The sequence below is a fragment of the Klenkia marina genome, from assembly GCF_900101025.1.
GTDB classification, from domain to species: Bacteria; Actinomycetota; Actinomycetes; order Mycobacteriales; family Geodermatophilaceae; genus Klenkia; species Klenkia marina.
Genome location: NZ_FMUH01000004.1, coordinates 330606 through 352389, shown reverse-complemented (window position 1 = coordinate 352389; position 21784 = coordinate 330606). Strand labels below are relative to the sequence as shown.

Here is a 21784-nt window from a genome sequence, read left to right as displayed (position 1 = left end):
CGTGCGGGCCTGGCCCATCAGAACGCCCCGCGCAGGTGCTCGACCTCGGCCCGCCCGCCGACCAGGAGCACGCCGACCACGTCGAAGCGCAGCCGGGGCGCGTGCTCCCGGTGCTCGTCGAGCCACCGACCGGCCAGGGCCCGCAGCCGGGCCTGCTTGGCGGGCGTCACCGCCTCGACCGGGCTGCCGTACCCGGTGCCCGAGCGGGTCTTGACCTCGCAGAACACGATGGCGTCCTGGTCGCGGGCGACGACGTCGAGCTCGCCGCGGCCCGACCGCCAGTTGCGGTCCAGGACGGTCAGCCCGGCGGCGGTGAGGTGGTCGACCGCGAGCTGCTCGCCGCGGGCGCCCAGCTCGGCGCGCCGTCCAGCAGGGGTGGGGGGTGTCGGGTGCACCGGCCCACCGTCGGCGACGGCGGGCCCCGACGGTGCACCCGGCGACGTTCTGTGGACGACGCCCCCGGATGTGGACGACGGGCAGCGCGCCGGGCCCCGACCTGCTAGGGCATCAGGTGATGCGCGGGTTGTCCGGCAGCTCGAGGTCGGGCTTGTCCAGCTCCTCGACGTTGACGTCCTTGAACGTCACGACCCGCACGTTCTTCACGAAGCGCGCCGGGCGGTACATGTCCCACACCCAGGCGTCGGAGAGCTTCAGCTCGAAGAAGACCTCGCCGCCGGCCTCCCGCACCTGCAGGTCGACCGAGTTGGCCAGGTAGAACCGCCGCTCGGTCTCCACCACGTAGGAGAACTGCCGGACGATGTCCTTGTACTCCCGGTAGAGCTGCAGCTCCATCTCGGTCTCGTACTTCTCGAGGTCCTCGGTGCTCATCGCGGGACCTCCACGGGCGTCGGGGACGGGTGCACCGCACCATCATCGACCATCACCCCGCCGCGGGTCCGGGCGGCGTGCGCATCGCGGGCGCGGGCGACGTTGACGAAGCGGTGCCGGTGCTCGGGGCAGGGCCCGAAACTGTCCAGCGCGGCGGTGTGCAGGTCGGTGATGTAGCCCTTGTGCACGTCGAACTCGTAGTGCGGGAACCGGTGGTGCAGGTCGACCATCATCCGGTCGCGGGTGACCTTGGCCAGCACCGACGCCGCGGCCACGCACGCGGAGACGCGGTCGCCCTTCCAGACGGCGAGCGTGGGCTGGGCCAGCCCGCTCACCGGGAACCCGTCGGTGAGCACGTAGTCGGGGGTCACCGACAACGTGCTGACCGCCCGGCGCAGGGCCTCGATGTTGGTGACGTGCATGCCGCGCGCGTCGAGCTCGGGGACGTCGACCACGACGACCGACCACGCGACGGCCCGGGCGACGACCTCGGCGTAGACGCGTTCGCGGGTGGCCGGGGTGAGCAGCTTGGAGTCGGCCAGACCGGGGACGCGCCCCCGTCTTCCGGCCGGGAGGATGCACGCGGCCGCGACCAGCGGCCCGGCGCAGGCACCCCGGCCGGCCTCGTCGGCGCCGGCCACCGCGGTGAACCCGCGGCGGCGCAGGGAGCCCTCCATGGTCCAGAGGGCATCGGGAGCGCGGGTCGGAGCAGGCTTCGTGGCGGGGCGGGCGGGTGGGGTCATCGCCGTCCGAGCCTACGACGCGGCACGAGCCGGCCCCCGGACGACGGGGACCGGCTCGGGGACCGGGGGGTGAGCGGGAGGGGGTGCGGCCGGGGCGCCGAGGAGGCGGACGCCCCGACCGCGGGGAGGGGGTCAGACGGTGGCGTCCTCGGCGTCGCGGACGGTCTCCGCGGCGTGGCCGTGGGAGCAGGAGCAGGCGCCGCCGTTGCGGGCCGACAGCACCAGCGAGACGGCGTGGGCGCGGTCGCGGGCACCCAGCTTGCGCAGGATGGCCTTGACGTGGCTCTTGACGGTGTCCTCGCTGATGAACAGGTTGCGGCCGATGGCCCGGTTGCTCTGGCCCTGGATGAGCTCGTCGAGGACGTCGGACTCGCGGCGGGTCAGCGGCACGGAGGGGGTGAGCTCCTTGGCGACGACGACCTCGCTGGGCTCGACCCGGCGGATCTGGGGGTCCACCACGGTGCGGCCGGCCCGGGCGGCCAGGACCGACCAGCCCAGCAGCGTGGGCGAGGTGTTCATGAGCAGGTAGCCGCGGACACCGGCCGCGAGGGCCTCGTTGACCACGGCCGGGTCCTCGGAGGTGCCCAGGGCGACGATCGCGACCCGGGGGTAGCGGCGACGGAGGTCGCGGCAGACGTTCAGCGTGGCGGCCCGGCCGGAGCCCAGCTCGACGACGACGGCGTCGGGGCGGGCGGACTCGACGAGGGTGAGCGCCCGGCGCAGCTCGCCGGGGACACCGACGGCCTGCATGCCGGCGGTCTCGTTGATCATGCTGACCAGGCCGCGGCGCAGGACCGGGGCGTCAGCGAGCAGCAGAACGCGGGTGACGCCGCGGGTCGTTCCGGCCGAGGAGCTGGACATTGCGATTTCTCCGATCGAGTGCGATGACTGACAGACCATTCATCGACTCACCCGACCGGGTGCTTGAACACTTCTTGGTGATTTTCTCAGGGATCGGCAGAATCACCATCACCATTCCGGGGAATGGCGGCCGATCAGCGGTGGCGGCGCCGTCGCCGCCGGGCCGCGACCGGGACCGCCCCGGCCAGGCCGAGCAGGAGCGGGGCCGCGGCGACCACGTCGGCCTGCACCGGCGTCACGCTCGCCCCCGCCGCCTGCTGCTGCTGGATGTCGGGGCTGTCCAGGAACGCGAAGCGGGAGAACGGCCACACGATGACCGAGGCCTTGCCGATGACGTCGTCCACGCCGATGGTGCCGGCGTACTGGTCGCCGACGTGGGAGCGGGAGTCCGCCGATGCCGACCGGTGGTCGCCCATCACCCACAGCCGGCCCTCCGGGACGACGACGGGGCCGAAGCTCCGGGACTCCAGCGGGTTGTTCTCGTAGATGTAGGGCTCGTCGAGGGGTTCGCCGTCGACGAGGATGCGGCCCTGCTCGTCGCAGCACTGCACGGTCTGCCCACCGGTGGCGATGACCCGCTTGACGTAGTCGTCCTCGCTGGGCGGGGCCACACCGATGGCCCGGCCCAGGAAGAGCGCGGCGGAGGAGAACCAGTTGTCGGGTTCGGCGACCTGCACCTCGGGGGTCCAGGTGTCGGGGCCCTGGAACACGACGATGTCCCCGGGTTCGGGATCGGAGAACCAGTAGGGCGGCTTGGTGACCAGCACGCGGTCGCCGGTGCAGCCGGTGCAGCCGTGCAGGGTCTGCTCCATCGACCCGGACGGGATGAAGAACGCCTGCACGAGGAAGGTCTTGACCAGCAGCGCCAGCACGAAGGCGACGACGAGCAGCACGGGCAGCTCGCGCAGCAGCGAGCTCTTCTTCTGCTCCTCGCGGTCGCGGCGGCGGGCGCGTCGGGAGAACCGGCCCACCCGCACCTCGTCCGCGCCGCCCTCGGCCCGGTGACCGGCGGTCTCGTCGTCGGCGGGCCCCGTCGGCCGGTCGGTGCTCATCGCCGGTCAGCCTACGGTCCGCCCGGGCGGGCAGCCCACGACGCAGGACGGCCCGGCTGCGTGTCGCAGCCGGGCCGTCCCGGGGGTCGTGCTGGGGCGCTGGGGTCAGCGGGCGACGGCCTCGCGGACCTCGCGCTTCTCCTTGATCTTGGCGGCCTTGCCGCGCAGGTCGCGGAGGTAGTAGAGCTTGGCCCGGCGGACGTCACCGCGGGTCAGCACCTCGATCTTCTCCACGACGGGGGTGTGCACCGGGAAGGTGCGCTCCACGCCGACGCCGAAGCTCACCTTGCGGACGGTGAAGGTCTCGCGGACCCCGCCACCCTGGCGACGCAGGATGACGCCCTGGAAGACCTGGATGCGCGAGCGGGTGCCCTCGATGACGCGCACGTGCACCTTCACGGTGTCACCGGGGCGGAAGTCGGGGATGTCGTTGCGCAACGACTCGGCGTCGAGGGCGTCCAGGGTGTTCATCGCAGCTGTCCTCAGTCCTAGCGGTGTCTGTACTCGGGCTGCCCGCGGCCCGGGGGGCGCAGCGGTGACCTCGGACAGGTGGTCCGGGGCGCCGCGCTCGGAGCAGAGCGGCAGCAGCAGTCCTCTACTCTGCCACATCCTCGGCCGCCGTGGCGCAGCGGCCCTGTGATGTCAGCCGTCGACGAACCGCGGGGGCCCGGTCCACGGCCCGGAGAGCACCTCGGGCAGCAGCTCGGCCAGCTCGCGCGGGGCGAACGCCTCGGCGGAGGCCGCGACCTCGGACGCGCTCCACCAGCGGTGCGGCTCGTCGGCGCGCACCTCGAGCTCGGTGCGGGCGCCGGGCACCACGACGTGCTCGACGTCGCGCAGCACGAAGAAGGTCTCGCGGCTGTCGATCTCCTGGTCGCCGAACCGGCCCACGTGCCGCCGCATCCACACCGGGCCCTCCAGCGCCTCGGGCGCCACGACCAGGCCCACCTCCTCGGCGAGCTCCCGGGCCGCCGCCACGCGCACGGACTCGCCCTCCTCCACCCCGCCTCCGGGGGTGGCCCAGAACAGCACGTCGCCGGGGACGGCGTCCGGGCCGGTCAGGCGGGCGCCGAGCAGCAGCACGCGACCGTCGGGCGCGAGGACGACGACCCGGGCGGTCGGCCGCACCCACGGCGGGACGCCGCGGGGCACGGCGCTCACGCGTCGGCGTCCAGCGCGGCCCGGTCGGCCGCGGTGAGCTCGACCCCGGCCAGCAGGTCGGGGCGACGGTCGGCGGTGCGCCGGAGGGACTCCGCCCGCCGCCAGCGGGCGATCGCGGCGTGGTCGCCCGACAGCAGCACCGGCGGCACCTCGTGGCCCCGCCAGACCGCCGGCCGGGTGTAGGAGGGCCCCTCGAGCAGGCCGTCGGCGTGCGAGTCGAGCTCGACGGACTCGGCGTTGCCCACCACACCCGGGATGAACCGGCTCACCGCCTCGACCATCACCAGGACGGCGGACTCGCCCCCCGCCAGCACGTAGTCGCCGATGCTGACCTCGGACACCGGGCCGTGCGCGGCGGCGTCGTCGACCGCCCGCTGGTCGATGCCCTCGTAGCGCCCGCAGGCGAAGACCAGCCCGGGCTCGGTGGCCCACTGCGCGGCCACGGCCTGGGTGAACGGTCGACCGGCGGGGGTGGGCACGACCAGGCGGGTGCCGGGACGGCGGACCTCGGCCAGCGCCCGGCCCCACGGCTCGGGGCGCATGACCATGCCCGGTCCACCGCCGTAGGGGCTGTCGTCCACGGTGCGGTGCACGTCGTCGGTCCAGCGGCGCAGGTCGTGCACGCCGATCTCCACGAGGCCCTTGGCCGCGGCCTTGCCCAGCAGCGCCTGGCCGAGCGGCGCCAGGTACTCGGGGAAGATCGTGAGGACGTCGATCCTCACAGCTCGAGCAGCCCCTCGGGCGGGGTGATGACGAGGTGCCCGGCGGCGACGTCGACGGTGGGCACGATCGCGGTCACGAACGGCACCAGCAGGTCGTGGGTGCCCGGACGGCGGACCACCAGCAGCTCGGCGGCGTCGTGCCGGACGCCCGAGACGGTGCCCACGACGGCGCCGTCGGCGAGCCGGACCTCCAGCCCCACGAGCTGGTGGTCGTAGAAGGAGTCGTCGTCGAGCTCGGGGAGGTCGGCGACCTCGACCACGAGCATCGTGTTGCGGAGCTCGTCGGCGGACTGCCGGTCGGCGACGCCCTCGATGCGGAGCAGGAGGGTGCCCGAGTGCCACTTGACCGACTCGACGGTCAACGGCCCGCGCTCGGCCGGCTCGGTGGCCAGCACCGCTCCGGGGGTGAACCGGCGGTCGGGATCGTCGGTGCGCACCTCGACGGTCACCTCACCACGAACACCGTGGGGTCGGCCGATGCGGCCGACCACCACGGTGTCGGGAGGGGTGCCCTGCGGGCGCGGGGTGGTGCTCAGCGCCCGTCGGTGTCGACGACGTCGACCCGCAGGCCTCGTCCGCCGACACCGGTCATGACCTGGCGCAGCGCCTTGGCGGTGCGGCCGCCCCGACCGATGACCTTGCCGAGGTCCTCGGGGTGCACGCGCACCTCGAGGGTCTTGCCCCGACGGCCCTCGACCAGGTCGACCGCGACGTCGTCGGGGTTGTCGACGATGCCCTTGACCAGGTGCTCCAGCGCCTCTTCGAGCACTGCTTACTCAGCAGCCGTCTTGCCGGCGGAGCCGTCGGCAGGGGCGTCCTCGGCCAGCTTGGCCTCGGCCTCGGGGGTGGCGTCGGCCTTGACCGCAGCCTTCTTCTTCGGGGTGGTGGCACCGGCGGCCGGCTCGTCGGCGGCGGCGCGGGCGGCCTCCTCGTAGGCGGCCTTCTTGTCGGGCTTGGGGGCCGCGACCTTCATGGGGGCCGGGGCCGGCTCGCCCTTGAACTTCTGCCAGTCACCGGTCACCCGCAGGATGGCGGCCACGGCCTCGGTCGGCTGGGCGCCGACACCGAGCCAGTAGGCGGCGCGCTCGGCGTCGACCTCGATGAAGGAGGGGTCCTCCTTCGGGTGGTACTTGCCGATGGTCTCGATCGACCGGCCGTCGCGCTTGGTGCGGGCGTCGGCGACGACGATGCGGTAGTACGGCGCGCGCATCTTGCCGAGACGCATGAGCTTGATCTTGGTGGCCACGTGGGTGGTGTACTCCTCGTACGAGTTCTCGGGGTGCTGCGCCCCGGCGGACGTGTGGGGTTGCGTCCGGGGGCGGAGCGGCTGGACACGGTCCGCGACGGTGAGAGGGCCGCCGGCAGCGCGTGTTCGACCGCTCATCATGCCAGACGTCAGGAGGACGCCGGATGCTGCTCCACCACGTCGAGCTGTGGGTGCCCGACCTCACCCGCGCCGAGCGCTCGTGGGGGTGGCTGCTCACCGCCCTGGGCGCGGAGCCCTTCCAGTCCTGGCCCGGTGGCCGCTCGTGGCGGCACGGGGACGTCTACGTGGTGGTGGAGAAGTCCCCCGACCTGGCGGGCACCGAGCACGAGCGTCGCCTTCCGGGCCTGAACCACCTGGCGTTCCACGTCGCCGCCGGCCGGCTCGGCGAGCTGGTCGAGGCGGCCCCGGCGCACGGGTGGCGGCTGCTGTTCCCCGACCGGCACCCGTTCGCCGGTGGCCCGGAGCACCGGGCCGCCTACCTCGAGGACGCCGACGGCTACGAGGTCGAGCTGGTCGAGCGGTCACCGAGTGGCGCCTGAGGGTTTCTCCCCGCCCGGTCGACGAGCCCTCATCCGCCACTCGGTGCCGCCGCTACGACCCGCGCTTTTTGCCGGCGTCGTCGCGCTTCTCGCGCCACCGGCCGTCCTTGTTCCGGTCACGCTCCTGCGTCCCGCCGCCCTTCTTGGGCACCTGAGGGGGCTTCGACATGGCACATCACCCCCTCCCCTCGAGCCGCCACGCGGACGCCCCGAAGGTAGGTCGGGGGTATGACAGAACGTGGTCACCGGCGAGGCCGGTAGGGGTATCGACCAGCTCGATGAAGGCCGTCCTGGCTCATCGGGGTCGGTGAGCCAGGACGGCGTCAGCTGAACCCAGCTGATCGGTGCCGAGGTGTCAGCCGCGGACCTCGGCGAGGACCGCCGCGGCCGCGCCCTCGACCGGGATGTCCCGGCGCTCGCCGGTGGCCCGGTCGCGCAGCTCGAGCACGCCCTCGGCCAGCCCGCGCCCGACGGTGACGATGGTCGGCATCCCGAGCAGCTCGGCGTCCTTGAACTTCACGCCGGGGCTGACCTTGGGCCGGTCGTCGTAGAGCACGGTGAGCCCGGCGGCGACCAGCTCGTCGGCCAGCGACCGCGCGGCCTCGAAGACCGCGGCGTCCTTGCCGGTGGCCACCAGGTGGACGTCGGCGGGGGCGACGGCGCGCGGCCACACCAGGCCGAGCTCGTCGTGGGTGGACTCGGCGATCGCGGCCACGGCGCGGGAGACCCCGATGCCGTAGGAACCCATGGTCACCGTGACCAGCTTGCCGTTCTCGTCGAGCACCTTGAGGTCCAGCGCCTCGGCGTACTTGCGGCCCAGCGCGAAGACGTGGCCCATCTCGACCCCGCGGGCCAGCTCCAGCGGGCCCGAGCCGTCGGGCGCGGGGTCGCCGGCGCGCACCTCGGCGGCCTCGATGGTGCCGTCCCAGGTGAAGTCGCGGCCGGCGGTGAGGTCGAAGACGTGCTTGCCGGGCTCGTTCGCGCCGGTGATCCAGCGGGTGCCGGGCACGACGCGGGGGTCGACCAGGTAGCGGATGCCCGAGGCCGACTCCTCCCCCAGCACCTGCGGCCCGATGTAGCCCTTGATCAGCGCGGGGTGCGCGGCGAAGTCGGTGAAGGGCTCGACCTCGGCCGGTGCGACCTGGGCCTCGAGCCGCTTGGTGTCGACCTCGCGGTCGCCGGGCAGGCCGATCACGACCGGCTCGGCGGTGCCGTCGGGGTGCCGCAGCTGGACGACGACGTTCTTCAGCGTGTGCGCGGCGGTGTACCCGGCGTCGGGGAACAGCTCGGCGGCCACGGCGACGAGCGTGTCGATGGTCGGGGTGTCGGGGGTGTCCTCGACGTGCGCGGCCGGCAGCCCCTCGAGCGGGATCGACGCGGGGACGACGGTGGTGACCGCCTCGACGTTGGCCGCGTAGCCACCGGCGGAGCGCACGAAGGTGTCCTCGCCGATCGCGGTGGGGGTGAGGAACTCCTCCGAGCGCGATCCGCCCATGGCCCCGGAGGTGGCCGAGACGATGACGTACTCCAGACCCAGCCGGTCGAACACCCGGGTGTAGGCCTCGCGGTGCGCGGCGTAGGAGCGGTCGAGGCCCGCGTCGTCGACGTCGAAGGAGTAGCTGTCCTTCATCACGAACTCGCGGGTGCGGAACAGACCGGCGCGGGGCCGCGCCTCGTCCCGGTACTTGGTCTGGATCTGGTACAGCGAGACGGGGAGGTCCTTGTAGGAGCCGTAGAGGTCCTTCACCAGGAGCGTGAACATCTCCTCGTGGGTGGGGCCGAGCAGGAAGTCGGCGCCCTTGCGGTCCTGGAGGCGGAACACGTTGTCGCCGTACTCGGTCCAGCGACCGGTCGCCTCGTAGGGCTCGCGGGGCAGCAGCGCCGGGAAGTGCACCTCCTGGGCACCCATCGCGTCCATCTCCTCGCGGACGATGCGCTCGACGTTGCGCAGCACCCGCCACCCCAACGGCAGCCAGGTGAACCCGCCCGGCGCGGCGCGGCGGATGTACCCACCGCGGGCGAGCAGGCGGTGGCTGGGGACCTCGGCGTCCGCCGGGTCGTCCCGGAGGGTGCGCACGAACAGGGTCGACATCGTCAGGAGCACGTGCTGCATCCTCCCAGCCCCGGTGCCGGCCCCCGCCACCGGTTTCCCCCCGGGCGCACCATCACGGGATGGACCTCCCCCGCCCCCTCACCCCGACGACCCTGGTGCGTCGGGCCGTCGCCGACGACCTCCCCGCGCTCGTGGCCCTGCTCGCCGACGACCCCATGGGCCGAACCCGCGAGGACCCGGACGACCTCGCGCCCTACCGACGGGCCTTCGCCGAGGTCGACGCCGACCCGGCGCACCTGCTGGTCGTCGTGGAGCACACCGGCGCCGTCGTGGGCACGCTGCAGCTGAGCGTGCTGCCGTCCCTGGCTGGGCAGGGAGCGCGAAGAGCCCAGCTGGAGGCGGTGCGCGTGCACCGCGACCACCGCTCCGCGGGTCTGGGGTCGGCACTGGTGCGCTGGGCGGTCGACGAGGCCCGGGACCGCGGCTGCGCGCTGGTGCAGCTGACCAGCGACGCCCAGCGCCCCGCGGCGCACGCCTTCTACGAGCGCCTGGGCTTCGCCCGCAGCCACGTGGGCTTCAAGCTGGACCTGGCGCCGACGGCGCGGGGCATCACCGGGACGGCGTGACCACCCGGCCGCGCAGGAGGGTGAGGGACGGCGCGGCCAGGGCGTCGAGGTCGGCGCGCGGGTCGCGGTCGTAGACCACCAGGTCGGCGGGGGCGCCCTCCACCAGGCCGGGCAGGCCCAGCCACGTGCGCGCCGCCCACGAGCCGGCCGCCAGCGCGGCCTCCCGGGGCAGACCGGCGGCGTGCAGCGCCCGGATCTCCTCGGCGATCGTGCCGTGGTCGATCCCGCCCCCGGCGTCGGTGCCCGCGAACACCGGCACCCCGGCCTCGAAGGCAGCCCGCACCACCGCGCCCGACGAGGCGTACAGCCGCCGCATCGTCGAGGCGTAGGCCGGGAACTTCTTCTCCCCCGCCTCGGCGAACCCCGGGAAGTTCTCCACGTTCACCAGGGTGGGGACGACGGCCGTGCCGCGCGCCGCCATCTCGCCGAGCAGCTCCTCGGTGAGCCCGGTGCCGTGCTCGATGCAGTCGATGCCCGCCCGGATCAGCCCGGGCAGCGCGTCGGTGCCGAAGGTGTGCGCGGTGACCCGGGCGCCCTCGGCGTGCGCGGCGGCGATCGCGTCGGCCAGGGCGTCGTCGGGCCACAGCGGGCCCAGGTCGCCGGCGCCGCGGTCGATCCAGTCGCCCACGAGCTTCACCCAGCCGTCCCCGCGCCGGGCCTGGGTGCGCACCTCGTCGGCCAGCGACGTCGGTTCGACCTCGACGGCCAGCCCGGGGATGTAGCGCCGTTCGCGGGCGACGTGCCGGCCGGCGCGCAGGATCCGCGGCAGGTCGGGGTCGTCGTCCAGGGCACGGGTGTCCACCGGCGAACCGCAGTCGCGCAGCAGCAGCACCCCGGCGTCGCGCTCGACCAGCGCCTGCTCGCGGGCGTCGGCGAGGTCGGCCACGTGGCCGCCGCCCCGGGCGATGCCCACGTGGCAGTGCGCATCGACCAGCCCGGGCAGCACGAACCCGCCCCGGGAGACGGTCTCGGCCCGTGGGACCGGCTCGAAGGTGATCCGCCCGTCGCGGACCCAGAGGTCCCGCTGCTCACCGTCGGGCAGCAGCACCCCCGACAGGTGCACGGCTCAGCGGTCCTTGAACTGGCTGAAGTCGAGCTTGGAGAGGTCGGGCATCGCCTGTCCGGGCGGCAGCCCCGGGATCCCGCCCGGGGGCATGGCGGGTCCCGCGCCGATCTGCCGGCGCGCGGGGGCCTTCTTGCCGCCCTTCTTGCCCTTGCGGGCCACCGCTTGCTGCTGGCGACCGCGGGCCTTCTTCGACATCGGGCCCATGCCGGGCATGCCCATCGAGCCCGCCATCTGGCCCATCATCTTCTGCGCCTGGACGAACCGGTCGAGCAGCGCGTTGACCTCGGTGACCGTGACCCCGGAACCGTTGGCGATGCGCACCTTGCGCGACGAGTTGATGATCTTGGTGTTGACCCGCTCGGTGGGGGTCATCGACCGGATGATCGCCGCGGTGCGGTCGAGGTCGCGGTCGTCGATGTTCTTCAGCTGCTCCTTCATCTGCCCGGCCCCGGGCAGCATGCCGAGCAGGTTCGCGATCGGCCCCATCTTGCGGATCGCCATCATCTGCTCGAGGAAGTCCTCGAGGGTGAAGCCGTCGCGGCTGGCCAGCTTGCCGGCCATCTTCTCGGCCTGGTCGGCGTCGAAGGCCTGCTCGGCCTGCTCGATGAGGGTGAGGACGTCGCCCATGCCGAGGATGCGCGAGGCCATGCGCTCGGGGTGGAAGACGTCGAAGTCGGTGAGCTTCTCGCCGGTCGAGGCGAACATGATCGGCTGCCCGGTCACCCCGCGGACCGACAGCGCGGCGCCACCGCGGGCGTCGCCGTCGAGCTTGGTGAGCACGACGCCGGAGAAGCCGACGCCCTCGGAGAACGCGATCGCGGTGGTGACGGCGTCCTGGCCGATCATCGCGTCGACGACGAACAGGGTCTCGTCGGGCTGGACGGCGTCGCGGATCCCCGCGGCCTGGGCCATCAGCTCGGCGTCGATGCCCAGCCGTCCGGCGGTGTCGACGACGACGACGTCGTGCATGGTGCGGCGGGCGTGCTCGATCGACTCGCGGGCGACCTGGATCGGGTCGCCGACACCGTTGCCCGGCTGCGGCGCGTAGACGTCGACCCCGGCCTGCCCGGCGACGATCGAGAGCTGGTTGACCGCGTTGGGGCGCTGCAGGTCGCAGGCCACCAGCAGCGGGGTGTGCCCCTGGCCCTTGAGCCAGCGGCCCAGCTTGCCGGCCAGCGTCGTCTTCCCGGCGCCCTGCAGACCGGCGAGCATGATGACCGTCGGCGAGGTCTTGGCGAACCGGATGCGCCGGGTCTCACCGCCGAGGACGCCGACGAGCTCCTCGTTGACGATCTTGATGATCTGCTGGGCCGGGTTCAGCGCCTGGCTGACCTCGGCCCCGCGGGCACGCTCCTTGACCGCACCGATGAACTCGCGCACGACCGGCAGCGCGACGTCGGCCTCCAGCAGCGCGATGCGGATCTCGCGGGCGGTGGCGTCGATGTCGGCCTCGGAGAGCCGGCCCTTGCCGCGCAGCCCCGTGAAGACCTTGTCGAGCCGGTCGGAGAGGGTCTCGAACACAACACGTCCCTAGCAGCGGTGGACCAGCGGGCTCCCCAGGGTATCCGTGCTCAGTGCCGAGCCGGGTCGGGTGCCGTCCCCGCCGCGGCCAGCAGCAGCGCCCGCTCGACCCGCTCGCGCTGCCCGGCGTCCACCGGGGTGCCCGACGGGTCGGCGAGGTAGAACGCGTCGACGGCGTCGGCCCCCAGCGTCTCGACGGTGGCCCCCCGCACGTCCAGGCCCTCCCCCGCCAGCGCCGCGGTGAGCCGGTGCAGCAGCCCGGCCCGGTCGGTGGCCCGCACCTCGACCAGGGTGTTCGCCGCCCCGGTGGCCTCGGCGTCGAACCAGGCCACCCGGGGCGGGGCGCCGCGCGTGGTGTCCTGGCTGTAGTCCCGCTCGCGCTGGGCCAGCCGCTCGGCCAGGGGCAGCGTGCCCTCGAGCGCCGCGCGCACGCCGTCGGCCAGGATCTCGGGCACCGGCGCCCGCCCGAACCGGGGCCGGACGGCGAACACCGAGGTGGCGTAGCCGTTCTCCACGGTCACCCGGGCCGCCCGCACGTCGAGCTGGTTGAGCGCCAGCACGCCGGCGCACAGGCTGAACAGCCCGGGTCGGTCGGGCGCGCCGATGGTCACCTGCTGGCCGTCGACGACGTCCTCGACGCCCACGGTGACCGGGCGGCTGGGCCCGGGGATCTCCGGGGGCGGGGCCACGACCTGGGCGTCGCCGGGGGCCAGCACCGGCTCCGGCTCGACGCTCGAGCCCAGCCGGGCCGCGACCCGGCCGACCAGGGCCGCGACCAGGTGCGCCTTCCACGGCGACCAGGCCGCGGTGGAGGTGGCCGCGCCGTCGGCCTGGGCCAGGGCGTGCAGCAGGTGCAGCAGGGCCGCGTCCCCGTCGATGGCCTCGACCACCCGGTCGATGGTGGCCGGGTCGTCGGGGTCGCGGTGGGTGGCGACGTCGGGCAGCACGAGGTGGTGGCGCACCATCGCCGCGAGCACGGCGACGTCGGGGGCGGTGAAGCCCATGCGGGTCGCCATCTCGGTGATGACCACTGCCCCCACCTCGGAGTGGTCGCCGGGCCACCCCTTGCCGATGTCGTGCAGCAGCGCGCCGACCAGCAGCAGGTCGGGTCGGTCGACGTCGCGGGTCAGCTCGGCCGCGGCAGCGGCCGCCTCGACCAGGTGCCGGTCGACGGTGAACCGGTGCCACGGGTGGCGCTGGGGCAGCGAGCGCACCCGGTCCCACTCGGGCAGCATGCGGGTGAGCAGGCCCTCCTGGTCCAGCTGCTCGAGCACCGGGACGGCGCTGCGCCCGCTGGCCAGCAGCCGCAGGAACGACCAGCGCACCTCCGCCGGCCACGGCTCGGGCAGCGCCGGGGAGTGCGCGCTCAGCACGCGCAGCGTGTACGGGGACAGCAGCAGGTCTGCGTGGGCGGCCGCGGCGGCACCGCGCAGCACCAGCCCGGGGTCGGCGGCGGGGCGGGCGTCGCGGGCCAGCACCACCTCGTCGCCGTGCCGCACGACCCCCTCGGCCAGCGGCTCGCGGCGCACCCGGCGGTAGCGGGCCCGGGGCCGGCGCACCAGCGCGGCGTCGACCCGGCGCCAGGTCTCGTCGGCGACGAAGGCCAGCCGGCGACCGGCCAGGCTGACCTGCCGCAGCAGGACGTCGTCGTCGGGCAGGCCCAGGGCCGCCGCGACGCCGGGCTGCTCCTGGCGCACGAGGACGTCGGTGCCGCGCCGGGCCCGTCGGCGCAGCTCGTCGCGGACGTCGACCAGCAGGCGGTAGGCGTCCTCGGCGTCGGCGGGCGCGGCGTCGGTCAGCTGGGCCAGCGACAGCGCCCGCAGCACCTGGCCCTCGCGCAGGCCGCCGTAGGCCTCCTTCAGGTCGGGCTCCAGCAGGAAGCCCAGCTCGCCCACCGTGCGGCTGCGGCCCCTGCGCAGGTCGCGCAGCTCAGGCAGCAACCGGCCGGCCGACTGCCGCCACGACGCCAGCGTGGCCGAGCGCAGGGCCGTGGCCAGCTCGGCGTCCCCGGCGACGTGCCGGACGTCGAGCAGGCCCAGCCCGGCCTTGACGTCGGTGCCGGCCACCTGCACGGCCTCGGCGACGGTGCGCACCGAGTGGTCCAGCTTGTGCCCGGCGTCCCAGATCGGGTACCAGAGCGCGTTGGCCAGCTCGGCGATCCCGGCCCGCCCGTCGTGCACCAGCACGAGGTCCAGGTCGCCGTGGGGTGCCGGCTCACGCCGTCCCAGGCTGCCGACGGCGACCAGCGCGACACCGGTGCCCGGCGGCGGGGCCGGCTGGCCGCGTCGGCCGGTCGGGTGCGGGGCCGCGGCGAGGGCGGCGTCCAGCAGGCCGGTGAGCCAGGTGTCCAGCGCGGTCACCCGCTCGGGGCGGGACAGCGCCGCGAGGTCGGCCGGGGACGGGGCGGGGACGGCGGGCGCGGGGACGGCATCGGCCACGGGGCACCTCTCACGGGAGCAGGGGCTGGGGACGAGGTCGGCCGGGGCGGTGGAGGACCCACCACCCCGGCCGACGCCGACGTGCAGAGACCGGCTACAGGGCGTCGGCCCCGCGCTCGCCGGTGCGGACCCGCACGATCTCGTCGATCGTGGTGACCCAGACCTTGCCGTCGCCGATCTGGCCGGTGGAGGCCGACTCGACGACCGCGTCGACGACGCGGGCGGCGTCGTGCTCGCTGACGACGACCTCGATGCGCACCTTGGGCACGAAGTCCACCTGGTACTCCGCACCGCGGTAGACCTCGGTGTGCCCGCGCTGCCGGCCGAAGCCCTGCACCTCGCTGACGGTGAGCCCGGCGATGCCGATGAGCTCCAGGGCGTTCTTGACGTCGTCGAGCTTGAACGGCTTGACGATCGCGGTGACCAGCTTCATCAGTGCGAACCCTCCACGGTCTTGGCGGTGGTGGCCTGGTGGAGGGCGGACCCGCTCCCACCGCTCAGGCTGGTGAAGTCGTACCCGGACTCGGCGTGCACGACCTGGTCGATGCCGGCGACCTCGTCCTCCTCGGTGATGCGGAAGCCCATCGTCTTCTCGATGACGAGCCCGATGACGTACGTGACCACGAAGGAGACCACGAGGACGGCGAGCGCGCCGACCACCTGGCGCCACAGCTGGTCGACGCTGCCGCCGTAGAGGAGGCTCTCGACGCCGGCGGGGGCGTCGGGGTCGGCCAGGAAGCCGATGGCGACGGTGCCCCAGAGGCCACCGACCAGGTGGACGCCGACGACGTCGAGCGAGTCGTCGTAGCCGAAGCGGTACTTCAGGCCCACGGCCAGGGCGCAGAGCACACCGGCCAGGACGCCCAGGATGATCGCGCCGATCGGCGAGACCGCGGAGCAGGCGGGGGTAATGGCGACCAGGCCGGCGACGACGCCGGAGGCGCCACCCAGCGAGGTCGAGTGCCCGTCGCGGATCTTCTCCGTCAGCAGCCAGCCCAGCGCGGCCGCACCGGTGGCGACCAGGGTGTTGACCCAGACCACCGCGGCGGTGTTGTTGGCGGCCAGCGCGGAGCCCGCGTTGAAGCCGAACCAGCCGAACCACAGCAGCCCGGCACCGATCATGACCAGCGGCAGGTTGTGCGGGCGCATGGCCTCGCGGCCGAAGCCGCGGCGCTTGCCCAGCACCAGGGCTAGGGCCAGGCCCGCCGCACCGGCGTTGATGTGCACCGCGGTGCCGCCGGCGAAGTCGATCGCGGCCAGGTTGTTGGCGATCCACCCGCCGACGTGGGTGACGGTGCCGTCGTCGTCGGTCAGGGTGAAGTCGAAGACCCAGTGCGCGATCGGGAAGTAGACGATCGTGGCCCAGACGCCGGCGAAGACCATCCAGGCGCCGAACTTGGCGCGGTCGGCGATGGCACCCGAGATCAGGGCCACGGTGATGATGGCGAAGACGGCCTGGAAGCCGACGAAGGCCATGACCGGGTAGCCACCGGCGTCGGTGGTGAGGTCCTCCATGAGGCCCTTGAGGCCCAGGAACTCGGTGGGGTTGCCCAGCAGACCGGCGCCGACGTCGTTGCCGAAAGCGATCGAGTAGCCGTAGAGCACCCACAGCACGCTGATGAGCGCGGCGGCGCCGAAGCTCATCATCATCATGTTGAGGACGCTCTTGGCGCGGACCATGCCGCCGTAGAAGAGCGCGAGGCCCGGGGTCATCAGCAGCACGAGAGCCGCGCTGGTGAGGATCCAGGCGGTGTCGCCGGTGTTGACCACGGCAACCTCCAGATCACTGTCGTGGGCCCATCGGCCGCGTCGGGGGTGTGCCGATACGGTGCCGACCCCGTGTTTCCGGATGCGGCGCACACGTGTTTCGCACCCGTGAACTCCCGTGCGCGTGTCGCCCTCCTGTGTTGCGGGGCTGTTGCGCGGCCCGGCCGCCGGGGGCTCCCGTGGGCAACTGCAACCTCTTCGCACTAAGGTCCGCCCGTGACCTCCACCCTGGACGCGCCCGCGACGCGGGGGTTCACCCGCCGGGACAAGCGCAGCATCACCACCATGGCCGCGGTCGTCGTCGGCCTGCACGTGCTCGGCTGGGGTGTGCTCGTGCTGGCCGTGGCCCCGCAGCGCCTGGACCTCGGCAGCGCCGGGGTGCTGGGCGTCGGCGTCGGGCTGACCGCCTACCTGCTCGGCGTGCGCCACGCCTTCGACGCCGACCACATCGCCACGATCGACAACACCACCCGCAAGCTGGTCGGCGACGGCACCCCCGCGGTCAGCACCGGGTTCTGGTTCTCCCTCGGGCACTCCAGCGTCGTGCTGGTCGCCAGCGTGCTGCTGGCCGTCGGCGTGCAGTCGGTCGCCGGGGTCATCCAGGACGGCGACTCGAGCGCGGCGCAGGTGCTCGGCCTGGTCGGCACCCTGGTGGCCGGGGCGTTCCTGCTGGTCATCGGCCTCATGAACCTGGTCGCCGTCGTCGGCATCGCCAAGGTGCTGCGCGGCATGCGCTCGGGCACGCTCGACGAGGCCGCGCTGGAGCACCACCTGCACAACCGCGGGTTCATGGCCCGCGTGCTCGGCCGGGTCACCCGCCGGGTGTCCAAGCCGTGGCACCTCTACCCCGTCGGACTGCTCATGGGGCTGGGCTTCGACACCGCCACCCAGGTCGGGCTCCTGGTGCTCATCGCCGGGTCGGCGGCCTTCGTGCTGCCCTGGTACGCGATCGTCGTGCTGCCGGTGCTGTTCATGGCGGGGATGAGCCTGTTCGACACCGCCGACGGCGTGCTCATGACCCGGGCCTACGGCTGGGCGTTGGTGAAGCCCGTGCGCAAGGTCTTCTACAACCTCACGGTGACGGTGCTGTCGGTGACCGTGGCCCTGGGCGTCGGCTCGCTGGTGCTGATCGGCCTGCTGGTCGAGCGCTTCGGGATCACCGCGGGCCCGCTGGCCTGGCTGGCCTCGTGGGACCTGGACTACGTCGGCTTCGGCATCGTCGGCCTGTTCGCCCTCACCTGGGGGGTGGCGCTCGCCGTCTGGCGCTACGGCCGCGTCGAGGAGCGCTACTCCGCCTGACCCGTCACACGCCCGGGCCGACCAGGGCCTCGGCGAAGGCGCGGGGCTCGAAGGGGGCCAGGTCGTCGGCGCCCTCCCCCAGCCCGACCAGCTTCACCGGGATGCCCAGCTCGCGCTGCACCGAGACGACGATGCCGCCCTTGGCGGTGCCGTCGAGCTTGGTGAGCACCACGCCGGTGACCGCGACGGCCTCGGTGAACACCCGGGCCTGCACGACGCCGTTCTGACCCGTCGTGGCGTCGAGCACCAGCAGCACCTCGTCGACCGGGCTCTGCTTCTCCACGACCCGCTTGACCTTGCCGAGCTCGTCCATGAGGCCGCTCTTGGTGTGCAGCCGGCCCGCGGTGTCCACCAGCACGGCGTCCACCCCCGCGGCGCGCCCGGTCTTGACGGCCTCGAAGGCCACCGACGCGGGGTCACCGCCCTCGGCCCCGCGCACGGTGGGCACACCCACCCGCTCGCCCCAGGTCTCGAGCTGGTCGGCCGCGGCGGCGCGGAAGGTGTCGGCCGCCCCCAGCAGCACGCTGCGGCCATCGCCCACCAGCACCCGGGCGATCTTGCCGCAGGTGGTGGTCTTGCCGGCACCGTTGACGCCCACCACGAGCACCACCGCGGGGCGGTCGAGGTCGTGGTCGGTGGCCAGCGAGCGGTCGAGGTCGGGGCCCAGGACCGCGGTCAGCTCGGTCACCAGGAGCTCGCGCAGCGCGGGGCCGTCGCCGGTGGCCAGCACCAGCGACTGGGTGCGCAGCCGCTGCACGATCTGGGTGGTCGCGGCCACTCCGACGTCGGCGGCCAGCAGCGTCTCCTCGATCTCCTCCCAGTCGTCCTCGGTGAGCTTCTCCCGCGACAGCACGGTGAGCAGGCCGCGGCCCAGGGAGGACTGCGAGCGGGCCAGCCGGCTGCGCAGCCGTACCAGTCGGCCGGCCGAGGGCGGCGGGGTCTCGAACACCAGCCCGGGCTCGGGCTGCGCGGGCGGGAGGTCCACCGGCGGGACGGCGACGTCCTCGGTGCCCAGCGGCGGGACCGTCAGCGGGGGCGCGGCGGGGGGTGCGTCGTCCGTGGGCCGGGTCAGCGTGGTGCCCCGGCCGAGCGACTGCGCGGCGTCGTCGTCCAGGCGGGTGGTGCGGCGGCCGCGGCCCACGAGCAGGCCGACCACGGCCAGCAGCGCGACGACGACGATCGCGACGGCGATGATCACGAACTCCATGCCGTCCAGTCTCCCAGCCCGCGTCGGGCACCACCTGCCGCGGTGGGCGAAGCTGTCGGCGTGGACAGGACGACGGCACCCGACGCGCCGCGACTCGTGCTCGGCCCGCTGCTGCGGCACGTCGACCCCGTGTCGGCGACCGTCTGGGTGGAGACCGACCGCCCCTGCACCGTGCGCGTGCTGGACGCAGCTGCGCGCACGTTCACGGTGGGCGGGCACCACTTCGCCCTGGTCGTCGTCGAGGGGCTGGCCCCGGGCAGCACCACGCCGTACGAGGTGCACCTGGACGAGCACCAGGTCTGGCCGCCGCGGCACAGCGCGTTCCCGCCGAGCCGGATCCGCACGCCCGGTGGCGCCGGCGCCTTCCGCATCGCCTTCGGGTCGTGCCGGTACGCCACCCCCGCCTCGGTCGACGCCCGCGACGGCATCCCGCCCGACGCGCTGGACTGCTACGCAGCACAGCTGGCCGGCACCCCCGAGCGCGAGTGGCCCGACGCCCTGGTGCTGCTGGGTGACCAGGTGTACGCCGACGAGACGACCCCGGCGACGCAGGCCTGGATGGCGTCGCGCCGTGACCTCTCGTTGCCGCCGGGCCCCCAGGCCGCGGACTTCGAGGAGTACACGCGGCTCTACCGCGAGTCCTGGGGCGACCCCGAGGTGCGCTGGCTGCTGTCGACCATCCCGTCGGCGATGATCTTCGACGACCACGAGATGATCGACGACTGGAACACCTCGGCCGCGTGGCGGGCGGGCATCGAGGGCGAACCCTGGTGGCGCACGCGGATCACCGGTGGGCTGACCAGCTACTTCGTCTACCAGCACCTGGGCAACCTGTCGCCGGCCGAGCTGGCCGACAACGCCACCTGGCAGGCGATGCAGGGGCACGACGACGCCGGGCCGATGCTCACCGCGATGGCCGAGGGCGCCGACGGCGACCCCACCGCCTTCCGGTGGAGCTACGTGCGGCACTGGGACCACGTGCGGCTGGTCATGGTCGACAGCCGAGCCGGGCGGGTGCTCGCCGAGCACGACCGGCAGATCCTCGACGACACCGAGTTCACCTGGGTCGAGGACGCGCTGCGCGAGGCCGCCGCCGACGGCGTCGACCACGTGCTGGTCGGCACCTCGCTGCCGTGGTTGCTGCCGCACGCCATCCACGACGTCGAACGGTGGGACGAGACGCTGGCGGTGCGCCACCACGGCCGGCTGGTCGGCCGGCTGGCCGAGAAGCTCCGCCAGGCCGCCGACCTGGAGCACTGGGCGGCGTTCGGGCAGTCCTTCGAGCGGCTGGGCCGCGCCCTGGTGTCGGTGGCCCGGGGCGAGGCCGGCCGGGCGCCGGCGACGGTGCTGGTGCTCTCGGGCGACGTCCACCACGCCTACGCCGCCGAGCTGGTCTCCCCCGGCGGGCTGACCAGCCGGGTGCACCAGCTGACCGTCTCGCCGCTGCACAACAAGGCCCCGCACGCCATCGAGGTGGGCTTCCGCATCGGCTGGAGCCGGTGGGCCCGGGCGATCACGGGGTCGATCACCACGGCCGCCCGCGTGCGGCGCACCCGCCTGGAGTGGGCCAAGCAGGCCGGGCCGTTCTTCGGCAACGAGCTCGGCGAGCTGGTGCTCACCGGCCGCGACGCCCGGTTCCGCCTGTGGGCGACCAGCCGGGACGACGAGGGCCGGCCGCGCTTCACCCGGGTGCTGGACACCGAGCTGGCCTGAGGGTCACCCCAGCACGTCGCGCCACGAGTGCTGGGGCTCGTAGCCGAGCAGCCGGCGGGCCTTCTCGATGGAGTAGAAGGTCTCGTCGGGGCCCATCGGACGGCGCTGCTCGACCCCGTCGTAGAACCGCTCGCGCACCTCGTCCGCGGTGGCCGCGACCGACATGTCGGCGTTGGCCACGTTGAACACCTCGTAGCCCAGGCCGTCGGTGGTGAGGCAGCGCTGCACCATCTGCCCGAGGTCGCGGGTGTCGATGTAGGCGAACAGGTTGCGCCGGCGCAGCGCCGGGTCCTGGAGGAACGCCGGGAACAGCTGCTCGTACTCGTGCGGCTCGATCACGTTGTTGATCCGCAGCCCGTAGACGTCGGCACCGCTGCGGGCCTGGAACGACCGGGCCGTCACCTCGCCGGCGACCTTGCTCATGGCGTAGGAGTCCTCGGGCACGGTGGGGTGCTCCTCGTCGACCGGCACGTACAGCGGCTTCCGCTCGCCCTGGGCGAAGCAGATCCCGTAGGTGGTCTCCGAGGAGGCGAACACGACCTTGCCGATGCCCAGCCGGGTGGCCGCCTCGAGCACGTTGTAGGTGCTGAGGATGTTGGTCGCGTAGGTGGTGGCGTCGGGGGCGAACAGGATCGCCGGGATCGCGGCGAAGTGGACGACGGCGTCGTACGCGGGGACGGCGGGGCCCTCGAGCTCGGACGCCCGGGCAGCACCGGCCAGCGCCGAGTACACCTGGCCGAGGTCGGTGAGGTCGACCCGAAGGTCGGCGATCCCCTCGTGGCCCAGCGGGGTGAGGTCGGCGTTGGTGACCTCGTGGCCCTGCTCGGCGAGGAACGGGGCCACGTGGTGGCCGGCCTTGCCCGAGCCGCCGGTGAAGAAGATGCGCATGCCGGCCATGCAACCCGCCCGGCCCGGATCCCG

Annotated in this window: 23 protein-coding genes; 4 read left to right on the top strand and 19 right to left on the bottom strand. The window is 73.8% G+C overall.

From position 1 onward, the window contains the following. Positions 1-17: 17 nt before the first annotated feature. The 11 genes from BLP29_RS14135 to rpsP form a co-directional block, all read right to left on the bottom strand. Positions 18-395, bottom strand: a complete 378-nt coding sequence (locus BLP29_RS14135) for a YraN family protein (protein ID WP_092805497.1) — start codon at positions 393-395, stop codon at positions 18-20. A 112-nt stretch (positions 396-507) separates the two neighbouring features. Then, on the bottom strand, positions 508-828 hold the full coding sequence (locus tag BLP29_RS14130; protein ID WP_092805495.1) for a DUF2469 domain-containing protein: 321 nt from the start codon (positions 826-828) through the stop codon (positions 508-510). After that, entirely contained in the window at positions 825-1571 is a 747-nt protein-coding gene (locus BLP29_RS14125) for a ribonuclease HII (RefSeq protein ID WP_092805493.1), read from the bottom strand. Before BLP29_RS14125 ends, BLP29_RS14130 begins: the two co-directional genes overlap by 4 nt. Before the next feature lie 132 nt (positions 1572-1703). Further along, positions 1704-2432, bottom strand: a complete 729-nt coding sequence (locus tag BLP29_RS14120; RefSeq protein ID WP_092805491.1) for a LuxR C-terminal-related transcriptional regulator — start codon at positions 2430-2432, stop codon at positions 1704-1706. A 134-nt stretch (positions 2433-2566) separates the two neighbouring features. Continuing rightward, positions 2567-3484, bottom strand: a complete 918-nt coding sequence (gene lepB / locus BLP29_RS14115; protein ID WP_092805489.1) for a signal peptidase I — start codon at positions 3482-3484, stop codon at positions 2567-2569. 105 nt (positions 3485-3589) lie between these two features. Further along, entirely contained in the window at positions 3590-3955 is a 366-nt protein-coding gene (gene rplS / locus BLP29_RS14110) for a 50S ribosomal protein L19 (protein ID WP_092805487.1), read from the bottom strand. Between the two features lie 171 nt (positions 3956-4126). Then, complete coding sequence (locus BLP29_RS14105) at positions 4127-4645, bottom strand: NUDIX hydrolase (protein ID WP_243469965.1); 519 nt, start codon at positions 4643-4645, stop codon at positions 4127-4129. Continuing rightward, positions 4642-5367 (bottom strand): tRNA (guanosine(37)-N1)-methyltransferase TrmD, encoded by a 726-nt coding sequence (gene trmD / locus BLP29_RS14100; RefSeq protein ID WP_092805485.1) that lies wholly within the window; start codon positions 5365-5367, stop codon positions 4642-4644. Before trmD ends, BLP29_RS14105 begins: the two co-directional genes overlap by 4 nt. Next, the gene (gene rimM / locus BLP29_RS14095; protein ID WP_279385451.1) at positions 5364-5858 is read right to left on the bottom strand and encodes a ribosome maturation factor RimM; all 495 of its coding nucleotides are present in this window, start codon (positions 5856-5858) and stop codon (positions 5364-5366) included. The genes trmD and rimM overlap by 4 nt, the downstream gene beginning before the upstream one ends. Before the next feature lie 41 nt (positions 5859-5899). Then, the gene (locus BLP29_RS14090) at positions 5900-6136 is read right to left on the bottom strand and encodes an RNA-binding protein (RefSeq protein WP_092805481.1); all 237 of its coding nucleotides are present in this window, start codon (positions 6134-6136) and stop codon (positions 5900-5902) included. Between the two features lie 3 nt (positions 6137-6139). After that, positions 6140-6613: a 30S ribosomal protein S16 gene (gene rpsP, locus BLP29_RS14085; RefSeq protein WP_092805479.1), complete on the bottom strand. Its 474-nt coding sequence runs from the start codon at positions 6611-6613 to the stop codon at positions 6140-6142. Between the two features lie 164 nt (positions 6614-6777). Here rpsP and BLP29_RS14080 point away from each other — a divergent pair, with 164 nt between their 5' ends. Next, a complete protein-coding gene (locus tag BLP29_RS14080; protein WP_207798497.1) occupies positions 6778-7173 on the top strand; it encodes a VOC family protein in 396 nt (131 codons plus the stop codon). Positions 7174-7528: 355 nt separating this feature from the next. On the opposite strand, the gene BLP29_RS14075 is transcribed toward BLP29_RS14080, so the two are convergent. After that, a complete protein-coding gene (locus BLP29_RS14075; protein WP_243469963.1) occupies positions 7529-9286 on the bottom strand; it encodes a proline--tRNA ligase in 1758 nt (585 codons plus the stop codon). A gap of 59 nt (positions 9287-9345) precedes the next feature. Here BLP29_RS14075 and BLP29_RS14070 point away from each other — a divergent pair, with 59 nt between their 5' ends. Continuing rightward, entirely contained in the window at positions 9346-9852 is a 507-nt protein-coding gene (locus BLP29_RS14070) for a GNAT family N-acetyltransferase (RefSeq protein WP_092805471.1), read from the top strand. On the opposite strand, the gene BLP29_RS14065 is transcribed toward BLP29_RS14070, so the two are convergent. The 5 genes from BLP29_RS14065 to BLP29_RS14045 form a co-directional block, all read right to left on the bottom strand. Further along, positions 9836-10915 (bottom strand): amidohydrolase family protein, encoded by a 1080-nt coding sequence (locus tag BLP29_RS14065; RefSeq protein WP_092805469.1) that lies wholly within the window; start codon positions 10913-10915, stop codon positions 9836-9838. The genes BLP29_RS14070 and BLP29_RS14065 overlap by 17 nt on opposite strands. Before the next feature lie 3 nt (positions 10916-10918). Then, positions 10919-12439 carry a signal recognition particle protein gene (gene ffh / locus BLP29_RS14060; RefSeq protein WP_092805467.1) on the bottom strand — a complete coding sequence of 507 codons (1521 nt, stop codon included), beginning with the start codon at positions 12437-12439 and terminating at the stop codon, positions 10919-10921. Positions 12440-12489: 50 nt separating this feature from the next. Next, positions 12490-14877 (bottom strand): [protein-PII] uridylyltransferase, encoded by a 2388-nt coding sequence (locus BLP29_RS14055; RefSeq protein WP_092805465.1) that lies wholly within the window; start codon positions 14875-14877, stop codon positions 12490-12492. A 94-nt stretch (positions 14878-14971) separates the two neighbouring features. Further along, positions 14972-15310: a P-II family nitrogen regulator gene (locus tag BLP29_RS14050; RefSeq protein WP_091066026.1), complete on the bottom strand. Its 339-nt coding sequence runs from the start codon at positions 15308-15310 to the stop codon at positions 14972-14974. Next, complete coding sequence (locus tag BLP29_RS14045; protein WP_092805463.1) at positions 15310-16647, bottom strand: ammonium transporter; 1338 nt, start codon at positions 16645-16647, stop codon at positions 15310-15312. Before BLP29_RS14045 ends, BLP29_RS14050 begins: the two co-directional genes overlap by 1 nt. Before the next feature lie 213 nt (positions 16648-16860). On the opposite strand from BLP29_RS14045, the gene nicT reads away from it, so the two are divergent. Next, on the top strand, positions 16861-17943 hold the full coding sequence (nicT, locus tag BLP29_RS14040; RefSeq protein WP_243469962.1) for a Nickel transporter NicT: 1083 nt from the start codon (positions 16861-16863) through the stop codon (positions 17941-17943). 4 nt (positions 17944-17947) lie between these two features. On the opposite strand, the gene ftsY is transcribed toward nicT, so the two are convergent. Continuing rightward, positions 17948-19150 (bottom strand): signal recognition particle-docking protein FtsY, encoded by a 1203-nt coding sequence (gene ftsY / locus BLP29_RS14035; RefSeq protein ID WP_092805460.1) that lies wholly within the window; start codon positions 19148-19150, stop codon positions 17948-17950. Between the two features lie 60 nt (positions 19151-19210). Here ftsY and BLP29_RS14030 point away from each other — a divergent pair, with 60 nt between their 5' ends. Continuing rightward, positions 19211-20863: an alkaline phosphatase D family protein gene (locus BLP29_RS14030; RefSeq protein ID WP_092805458.1), complete on the top strand. Its 1653-nt coding sequence runs from the start codon at positions 19211-19213 to the stop codon at positions 20861-20863. A 3-nt stretch (positions 20864-20866) separates the two neighbouring features. Here the strand turns inward: BLP29_RS14030 and BLP29_RS14025 are convergent, their stop codons facing one another. Beyond that, a complete protein-coding gene (locus tag BLP29_RS14025) occupies positions 20867-21751 on the bottom strand; it encodes an NAD-dependent epimerase/dehydratase family protein (protein ID WP_092805674.1) in 885 nt (294 codons plus the stop codon). Positions 21752-21784 lie beyond the last annotated feature (33 nt).